This window comes from Acidimicrobiales bacterium (genome assembly GCA_036270875.1).
Classification (GTDB): domain Bacteria; phylum Actinomycetota; class Acidimicrobiia; order Acidimicrobiales; family AC-9; genus AC-9.
Genome location: DATBBR010000093.1, coordinates 1 through 8,925 on the forward strand (window position 1 = coordinate 1; position 8,925 = coordinate 8,925).

Annotated in this window: 10 protein-coding genes; 1 reads left to right on the forward strand and 9 read right to left on the reverse strand. The window is 71.1% G+C overall.

Annotated elements, in window-relative coordinates; all coding sequences use genetic code 11:
- On the reverse strand, positions 1-1,714 hold a 1,714-nt coding region (gene purL / locus VH112_10505; protein HEX4540664.1), incomplete at its 3' end, for a phosphoribosylformylglycinamidine synthase subunit PurL.
- A 132-nt stretch (positions 1,715-1,846) separates the two neighbouring features.
- On the opposite strand from purL, the gene VH112_10510 reads away from it, so the two are divergent.
- Positions 1,847-2,236 (forward strand): hypothetical protein, encoded by a 390-nt coding sequence (locus VH112_10510; protein HEX4540665.1) that lies wholly within the window; start codon positions 1,847-1,849, stop codon positions 2,234-2,236.
- Here the strand turns inward: VH112_10510 and purQ are convergent.
- From purQ to VH112_10550, 8 genes are all read right to left on the reverse strand, one after another.
- Entirely contained in the window at positions 2,202-2,936 is a 735-nt protein-coding gene (gene purQ, locus VH112_10515; protein HEX4540666.1) for a phosphoribosylformylglycinamidine synthase subunit PurQ, read from the reverse strand. The genes VH112_10510 and purQ overlap by 35 nt on opposite strands.
- A complete protein-coding gene (gene purS / locus VH112_10520) occupies positions 2,933-3,217 on the reverse strand; it encodes a phosphoribosylformylglycinamidine synthase subunit PurS (GenBank protein ID HEX4540667.1) in 285 nt (94 codons plus the stop codon). Before purS ends, purQ begins: the two co-directional genes overlap by 4 nt.
- Positions 3,214-4,098, reverse strand: a complete 885-nt coding sequence (locus VH112_10525) for a phosphoribosylaminoimidazolesuccinocarboxamide synthase (GenBank protein HEX4540668.1) — start codon at positions 4,096-4,098, stop codon at positions 3,214-3,216. Before VH112_10525 ends, purS begins: the two co-directional genes overlap by 4 nt.
- A complete protein-coding gene (gene purB / locus VH112_10530) occupies positions 4,095-5,420 on the reverse strand; it encodes an adenylosuccinate lyase (protein ID HEX4540669.1) in 1,326 nt (441 codons plus the stop codon). Before purB ends, VH112_10525 begins: the two co-directional genes overlap by 4 nt.
- Positions 5,417-5,866, reverse strand: coding sequence for a 5-(carboxyamino)imidazole ribonucleotide mutase (gene purE / locus VH112_10535; protein ID HEX4540670.1), 450 nt, complete (start codon positions 5,864-5,866; stop codon positions 5,417-5,419). The genes purB and purE overlap by 4 nt, the downstream gene beginning before the upstream one ends.
- The gene (purD, locus tag VH112_10540; protein ID HEX4540671.1) at positions 5,863-7,119 is read right to left on the reverse strand and encodes a phosphoribosylamine--glycine ligase; all 1,257 of its coding nucleotides are present in this window, start codon (positions 7,117-7,119) and stop codon (positions 5,863-5,865) included. Before purD ends, purE begins: the two co-directional genes overlap by 4 nt.
- Positions 7,116-8,396: an adenylosuccinate synthase gene (locus tag VH112_10545; GenBank protein ID HEX4540672.1), complete on the reverse strand. Its 1,281-nt coding sequence runs from the start codon at positions 8,394-8,396 to the stop codon at positions 7,116-7,118. Before VH112_10545 ends, purD begins: the two co-directional genes overlap by 4 nt.
- A gap of 90 nt (positions 8,397-8,486) precedes the next feature.
- On the reverse strand, positions 8,487-8,925 hold a 439-nt coding region (locus VH112_10550; GenBank protein HEX4540673.1), incomplete at its 5' end, for a helix-turn-helix transcriptional regulator.

The following is an 8,925-nucleotide window of genomic DNA, read 5'->3' on the forward strand; positions in this document are numbered from 1 at the left end:
CGATGTAGCGCCCCTGGCTCTCGTTGTAGAGGCTGACGTTGCCCCCGACGATCGGCAGGCCGAGGGCCCGGCACGCCTCGGCTAGGCCGTCGACGACCTCCGACAGCTGCCACATGACCTCGGGGTGCTCGGGGTTGCCGAAGTTGAGGCAGTCGACCACGGCCACCGGGCGGGCGCCGGCGCAGGCCACGTTGAGCGCCGACTCGGCTACGGTCATCGCCGCTCCCTGGCGGGGGTCGACGCGGCACCAGCGGCTGTTGCCGTCGGTCGACAGGGCCAGGCCCCTGCGGGTGGCGGGAAGACCCGGCGCCTTCAGGCGGAGGACGGCGGCGTCGCCGCCGGGCCCCTCGACGGTGTTGAGGAACAGCTGGTGGTCGTACTGCTCGTACACCCACGAGACGTCGCCCACGAGGGCGAGGAGATCGGCGCCGCAGTCGCGCTCCTCGGGCCTGCCTCGCGGGCCAGCGGGTGGCGCGGCGTCGGGCTCGTCCAGCGAGATGCCCGCAGGTGGCGCCGGAGCCCGTCGGGGCCGGTCGTAGACGGGCGCCTCGTCGGCTAGGGCGACCGCGGGGACGTCGGCCAGCACGGGCCCGTCCCACCCGTCGAGGACCCTGACCCGCCCGCCCGACGTGACCCGACCGACCACCGCGGCCGAGACCTCCCAGCGGGCGCACACCTCGAGGAGGCGCGCCAGATCCGCCGGGGTCACGATCGCCAGCATCCGCTCCTGGCTCTCGCTGGTCATCACCTCGTACGGCTCCATGGCGGGCTCCCGGCGGGGCACGGCCGACACGTCGATGTCCATGCCGGTGCCGCCCCGAGCCGCCGTCTCCGAGCAGGCGCAGGTCAGGCCGGCCCCGCCCAGATCCTGGATGCCCACCACGAGCCGGGCGTCCAACAGCTCCAGACACGCCTCCAGCAGCCGCTTCTCCTCGAAGGGATCGCCGACCTGCACGCTCGGTCGCAAGGACTCGGACCCGTTGGCCGACGGTGCCCGACCCCCCGCCGCCGTCCCGTCGCCGCCGTCCGTGGCCGCGGCCGCGTCCCCGAAGCCCGCCGATGCCAGGACGCTCACCCCCCCGATGCCGTCGCGCCCGGTGCTGGATCCGAGGAGCACGGCCAGGTTGCCGACCCCACTGGCTCGACCCCGCACCAACCGCCCGACCGGCATCACACCGAGACACAGCACGTTCACCAACGGGTTGCCCGAGTAGCAGGGGTCGAAGGCGACCTCGCCGCCGACCGTCGGGACGCCGACCGAGTTCCCGTAGCCCGAGATCCCGCTCACCACTCCCTCGAGCAGCCACCGGTTGCGGGCATCGTCCAGGGGCCCGAAGCGGAGAGAGTCCATCACGGCAATGGGACGGGCACCCATCGTGAACACGTCGCGCAGGATCCCCCCGACACCGGTGGCCGCGCCCTGATAGGGCTCTATCGCGGAGGGGTGATTGTGGCTTTCGATGCGCACCGCCACGGCAATCCCGTCACCTGCATCGATGACGCCGGCGTTCTCCCCCGGCCCGACGAGCACGCCCGGCCCCTCGCTCGGGAGGCGCCGGAGGTGCAGCCGTGACGACTTATAGGAGCAGTGCTCGCTCCACATCACCGCGAACATGGCCAGCTCGAGATGGTTGGGGGGGTGGCCCAGGATCGACTGGATCTCCGCCGCTTCCTCGTCGGTCAGGCCCAGTGCTCGATGGATGACCTCGTCCACGCCGACACCGTAATCGGGTCCTGTCGTTGACCGGACAAGTAGGGGTTCTTTTCCTAAACAGGAATTGAACTCGCCCCAGCACTTGAGCAATACTCACGGATGGCCAGGACGCAGAAACGAACGAAATCTCCCATGTCCGCCCAGCACAAAGAGGCGCTGGCCGTTGGACGTGAGCAAGGCCGGGCCGTCCGACGCTATCTCGAAGCCCTCGAGGCCAATCGACCCAAACGAGGCCGCAAACGCACAACCGACTCGGTGAAGCGCCAGCTGACGTTGGTGGAGCAGCGTCTCGATTCGGCCGATCCGCTCAATCGGCTCCATCTCGTGCAGGAGCGGAGGAACCTGAAAGAGGAGCTCGATCGCAAGGACCGGTCCGTCGACATCGCTGCCTTGGAGCGCGAGTTCGTCAAGGCGGCTCCCGCCTACGGCGACCGCAAAGGCATCAGCTATGCCGCCTGGAGAGAGGCTGGGGTCAGCGCCGCCGTGCTCAGGCGAGCCGGGATCCACCGGGCCCAGGGGTAGCGACACCCGCTGCGGAGGCCGGCGGGTGGTCGTGCCCGCTCGACCGGTCCAGCAGCGAACCCAAGAGGCTCGCTCCGTCGGCGGAGCCGAGCAACTTGTCGTAGGCCCGCTCGGGATGAGGCATCAGTCCGACGACGTTCCCCGCCTCGTTGGTGATCCCCGCGATATCGTCGATCGAGCCGTTCGGGTTGTCGCAGTAGCGGGCAACGATTCGGTCATCAGAGCGAAGCTGGGCGAGCGTCTCGGGCTGGCAGATGTAATTTCCCTCGAAGTGATTGATGGGAAGCCGGAGCACTGATCCGGGCTCAGTCAACCCTGAGATGAAGGATCGGTTGGGCTCAATACGGACACTCACGGTCGTGCAGAGGAACTTCAAGTGATGGTTCTTCTGAAGCGCGCCGGGAAGCAAGCCCGCCTCGGTGAGGATCTGAAAGCCGTTGCACACACCCAATACCGGGCCGCCTTCAGCGGCGAAGGAGCGCACCGCGTCCATCACCGGGGAGAACCGGGCCAGGGCACCGGGGCGGAGATAGTCGCCGTGGGCGAAGCCTCCCGGCAGCACCAGCGCGTCGACTCCTGACACGGAGCGGGCGCCGTGCCACACCAGCTCGGCCTCCCCGCCGAGGCCTTCGATCGCTTCGACCACGTCGTGCTCGCAGTTCGATCCCGGGAAGACGATCACGCCGACGCGTGCGCTCACCCTGTCCGACCTCCAGTGGTGACCGACCCCTGCCCGGGTGAGATGCTGACGTCGGCATCCTCGATGACCGGGTTGGCCAGCAGCCGTCGGCACAGCTCGTCGATCTCGACGCGCGCCGCGGCCTCGTCGGAAGCCTCGACGTCGAAGCGGATCGCCTTGCCTACCCGCACACCCTCGACCCCCCCGAAGCCCAGGGCGGGCAGGGCCCGCTCGATGGTGGCCCCCTGCGGGTCGGCGATCCCGGGGCGGAGGCGCACCTCGACGAGGGCGTGAAACCTCATTCCGGCACCGCCCCGTACCAGTCGGCCAGGCGGAGACCGGTGATCTGCTCGTAGGCCGCCCGGTAGCGCTCGCTGGTGGCCCTGACCACCTCGTCGGGAAGCGACGGCGGCGGCGGCGACTTGTCCCAACCCGTCGCCTCCAGGTAATCGCGGACTGGCTGCTTGTCGAATGACGGCGGCGTGGATCCGGTCGACCATTCGGCGACGGGCCAGAACCGCGAGGAGTCCGGTGTGAGCACCTCGTCGCACAGCGCGAGGCGGCCGTCGATGAAGCCGAGCTCGAACTTGGTGTCGGCGATGATGATGCCGCGCCCGGCCGCCCACTCCGCCCCCCGCCGATAGGCGGCGAGGCAGATGTCGCGAGCCTCCTCGGCCACGGCGGCGCCGACCATGGAGGCGGCCTCCTCGAAGCCGATGTTCACGTCGTGGCCCTCGGTCGCCTTCGTCGAGGGCGTGAAGATGGCCTCCGGTAGGCGATCCGACTCCTGGAGGCCGGAGGGCTGGGGCACCCCGTGCACGGTGCCCGAGGTCCGGTATTCCTTCCACGCCGACCCCGACAGGTACCCGCGGACGATGCACTCGATGGGCAGCATCTCAGCCCGGTGCACGAGCATGGCCCGCCCGTCGACCTGCTCGAGGCGGCGGGCGTCGGGGGGAAAGTCGGCCGGATCGGCGCTCACCAGATGGCTGGGCGCCAGATCGGCGAACCGTTCCAGCCAGAAGACCGTCATGGCCGTGAGCACCCGACCCTTGTCGGGGATGGGCTCGGCCAGCACGACATCGAAGGCCGACAGCCGGTCGGACGCGACCATCAGCAGACGGCCGTCGCCATGGCCGTAGACATCCCGGACCTTGCCGGAGTGGACGTGGGTCAGCGTCACGGTGCCTCCTCGTCGGGTGAGCCGAGCGTGTCGAGCGCGTCGACGGGCCGCCGGGCGTGGCGCAGGGCCCGGTCGATGCTGAAGGCGTCGTCGAGATCACCGGGTCCGAGGGGGACCTCGGGATCGGACTCGAGGACCATCCGCAGCGGCTTGGACTCGTCCCACGCCAGACGGGCGTCGCGCTGCACGATCCGGTAGGCCGAGTCCCGATCCATGCCCGACGCCACCAGGGCGAGCAACACGGCCTGGCTGAACACCAGCCCGTGCGACCGGTCGAGGTTCTCGCGCATGCGGTCGGGGTGGACGACGAGGCCGTCGACGAGCGCGGTCATCTTTCGCAGAACGTAGTAGGCGAGGAGGCTGGCATCGGGCAGGATCACGCGCTCCACCGAGCTGTGCGAGATGTCGCGCTCGTGCCAGAGGGCAACGTCCTCCAGCCCCGGCCCTACGTAGCCGCGCAAGACCCGGGCGAGCCCTGTCAGCCGCTCGGCCACGATGGGGTTGCGCTTGTGCGGCATGGCCGAGCTGCCCTTCTGCCCCGACGCGAACGGCTCCTCGACCTCGCCGACCTCGGTGCGCTGCAGATGCCGAATCTCGGTGGCGAAGCTTTCCACGCTGGCACCGACCGACGCGCAGGCCCACAGGTACTCGGCGTGACGGTCGCGCGCGACCACCTGGGTGGCCGGTACCGGACGCAGGCCCAGGGCGGCACACACCCGGGTCTCCACCGCGGGGTCGATGTTCGAGTAGGTGCCGACGGCCCCGGAGAGCTTGCCCACCGACACCGCCCGGCGGGCAGCCTCGAGGCGCCGGCGGTCGCGGTCAGCCTGCAGGCACCAGAGCGCCAGCTTGGCCCCGAAGGTGATCGGCTCGGCGTGGATGCCGTGGGTGCGCCCCACCATGGCCACGTCGGCCAGCTCACGGGCCCGGCGCTCCAGCGCCGAGACCAGCTCGCCGCTGGCCTCCAGGAGCCGGTCGGCGGCCGCCCTGAGGGTGACGCCCAGAGCGGTGTCGACCACGTCGGAGGATGTGAGGCCGTAGTGGACCCACGCGCCGGCCGGTGGACCGATGGCGTCCTGCACGACGTCCACGAAGGCGGCGACATCGTGGTCGGTCACCCGCTCCCGCTCGGCGATGGCAGAGATCGTGGCCGCCGTGATGGCCGGTGACCGCTCGCGCACGGCCACGGCGTCAGCCACGGGAACGACGCCCAGCTGCGACCAGGCCTCGACGGCGAGGACCTCGATCTCGAGCCAGGTGCGGAACTTGGTCTCGTCGCTGAACAGCGCCGCCATCTCGGGAAGCGAGTAGCGGGGGATCACCTCGCGCCGCCCGCCCGGAACTCGCCCAGCTGACGGGCCAGCTTCTCGTCGGTCACGGCCAGCACCTCCACGGCCAGGATGGCAGCGTTGGCGGCGCCGTCGATGGACACCGTGGCGACCGGTATGCCGCGGGGCATCTGCACCGTGGAGTACAGGGCGTCCTGGCCGGACAGGGGGCCGCCGGAGAGGGGCACGCCGATGACCGGCAGCGTCGTATGGGCGGCGACGGCCCCGGCCAGGTGCGCGGCCAGGCCGGCGCCACAGATCACGGCCGCGACGCCTTCCTCCCGGGCCGAGCGGGCGAAGGCAGCGAGCTCGTCCGGGCTCCGGTGGGCCGACAGCACCCGCTCGTCGGCCTCGACGCCGAACCGCTCCAGCATCTTCACCGCGGGCGCCATCCGCTCGCGGTCGCTCGGCGAACCCATCAGGACGGCAATTCTCGTCATCTCGCCTCCGGGACAGCGCCGGCCGAGGCCAGCTCGGCGACGTCGTGTCGATAGTGGGCGCCGGACCAGTGCACGCGACCCGCCGCCTCGTAGGCCCGCTGCCGCGCCACGGCCAGCGTGGACCCCATGGCGGTCACGTCGAGCACGCGACCCCCCGCCGTGACCAGCTGACCCTTCTCGTCCGTGGCCGTTCCGGCGTGGAAGAGCATCACCCCGTCCACGGCGCTCGCGTCGTCCAGCCCGGTTATGACGTCGCCCCGGCGAGGGGCGGACGGGTACCCGGCCGCAGCCAGCACCACGGTCACACAGGCGTCGTCGGTGAAGGAGGCGTCGCCGCGCAGGCGGCCGGCGGCCGCGTCGGCCAGCAACCCGGCCACGTCGCCGTCCAGGCGCGGGAGCACGACCTGGGCCTCGGGATCGCCGAAGCGCACGTTGTACTCGACGACCTTGGGACCCATCGGCGTGAGCATGAGGCCGGCGTACAGCACGCCGCGGTAGTCGATACCGCGGCGGCGCAGCGCGGCCACCAGGGGCTCCACCGCCTGCTCGACGACCGCGTCCACGATCTCCGGGCCGGCCATCGGGACGGGAGAGTACGCGCCCATGCCGCCGGTGTTGGGCCCGAGGTCGCCGTCGCCGACGCGCTTGAAGTCCTGGGCGGGCGCCAATGGCAGCACCCGCTGGCCGTCGCACAGCACGAGCAACGAGAGCTCGTGGCCCGTGAGCCCCTCCTCGATCACGATCCGGTGCCCGGCGGCGCCGAACGCCCGGCCCGACAGCTTGGCCTCGACGTCGGCCGCCGCCTCGGCGAGCGAGTCGGTCACGAGCACGCCCTTGCCCGCCGCCAGCCCGTCGGTCTTGATCACGTAGGGGGGCGCCGTCGCGGCCAGGTGGCGGAGGGCGGCGTCGAGGTCGGTGAACGTCTCGTGGGCGGCCGTGGGCACACCGGCTTCGCCCAGGATCTGCTTCATCCAGGCCTTCGAGCCCTCGAGTCGGGCCCCGTCGGCGCCCGGACCGAGCACCAGGCGCCCGTCGGCCCGCAAGCGGTCGGCCATCCCGGCGACGAGAGGCGCCTCGGGTCCGATGACGAACAGGTCGGCCTCGATCTCCTCGGGCGGGGCCGGCGTGGAGGCGATCCGGCCCGGGAGGGCGGTACCCGGGTTGCCCGGCGTCACGACGACCTCGGCCGTGCGGGCGAGGACGTGGGCCAGCGCGTGCTCGCGTCCTCCCGCGCCCAGGACACACACCCTCATGCGGCGAAGCGCACGAACTGCTCCCGGCCGGGTCCCACGCCCACCAGGCTGACCGGCACGCCGGCGTGGCTCGACAGGAAGTCGACGTAGTCCCGGGCCTCCTGGGGCAGCTGCGACAGCCTTGTCACCCCCGAGAGATCGGTGTGCCAACCCGGCAGCTCCTCGTACACGGGCCGGATCTGGTGGAGCACCGACTGGTGGTACGGCACGTGTTCGTAGCGCACTCCGTCGGCCTCGTAGGCGACGCACACCTTCAACGTCTCGAAGGCGTCGAGGACGTCCAGCTTGGTGAGGGCGATCTCCGAGAGCGAGTTGACGTGCACGGCCTGGCGCAGCATCACGACGTCGAACCAGCCCGAGCGCCGCCGGCGGCCGGTGTTGGTGCCAAACTCGTGACCCCGGTCGACCATCAGGGCGCCGTTGTCGTCCTCGAGCTCGGTCGGAAAGGGGCCCGACCCGACCCGGGTCACGTAGGCCTTGGCGATGCCGATGACGCGCGAGACGTCTCGCGGTCCGATGCCCGATCCGGTGCAGGCCCCTCCGGCGGTGGGGTTCGACGAGGTGACGAAGGGATACGTCCCGTGGTCCAGGTCGAGGAACGTGGCCTGCGCTCCCTCCAGCAGGACGTTGGAACCCTGCGCCAGCGCCCCGTGGACCAGGGCGACGGTGTCGTCGACCATGGGCTCGATGCGAGGAGCGAGCTCGCCCAGGTAGGTCTCGACGATGTCCTCGGCCGACAGGGGCAGGCGGTTGTAGACCTTGGCCAGGACCGCGTTCTTCTCCTTGAGGGCGACGTCCAGCTTCTGCCGGAAGATCTTCGGGTCGAGCAGGTCCTGGACCCGCAGCCCCACCCTGGCCGCCTTGTCCGCGTAGGCGGGACCGATCCCCCGCTTGGTCGTGCCCAGTCGGTTCTTGCCCAGGTAGCGCTCGGTCACCCGGTCGAGCTCGTGGTGGTACGGCATGATCAGGTGGGCGTTGCCACTGAGCTTGAGCCGGCTGCAGTCGATGCCCTTGGCCTCGAGGGCGTCGATCTCTGCGATGAGCACGGCCGGGTCCACGACGACTCCATTGCCGATGACCGGGGTGATGTGGTCGTACAGGACCCCGCTCGGCACCAGCTGGAGGGCGAAGGTCTCGCCGTCGACCACGATGGTGTGACCGGCGTTGTGCCCGCCCTGGTAGCGCACCACGAGGTGCATCTCCTGGGCGAGCAGGTCGGTGAGCTTGCCCTTCCCCTCGTCGCCCCACTGGGTTCCGACGACCACGATCGCGGGCACGCGCGTCCTCCCGGGCGATCCCAACGGCGAGCCGAGCATACCGGGGCGAGCGGGTGGGTGCTCCCGTCCCCCGGTGCCCCGGGCCGAGGCTCAGCGACGACCCCGGTAGAGCACGGGCGACTGGCTCAGGGGCACCAGGTCCCGCCGATAGTGGCGGTGGGTTCGCTCGACGGCCTCGCGCGCCTCGCGCCGCGCCTCGGTCAGCTCCCGGCCCAGCCGCTCGACCAGGGCCTCCAGCTCGATGACCCGGCGCACGCCCTCCAGGTTGAGACCGGCGTTGGTGAGCTGCTGGATCCGCCGCAGCCGCTCGATGTCACGCTCGCTGTAGCGGCGGCTCCCACCAACGGTGCGGGCCGGGTCGACGAGGCCCTTGCGCTCGTAGATGCGCAACGTCTGCGGGTGGACTCCGGCCAGCTCGGCGGCCACCGAGATCACGTAGACCGCCCGGCTGCTCACCGGCGCGGGATGCGGGTCCGGTCGTCTCATGACCACGTCACACCCCCAGGTGAGCTCTCGGGGACTCCTCGGA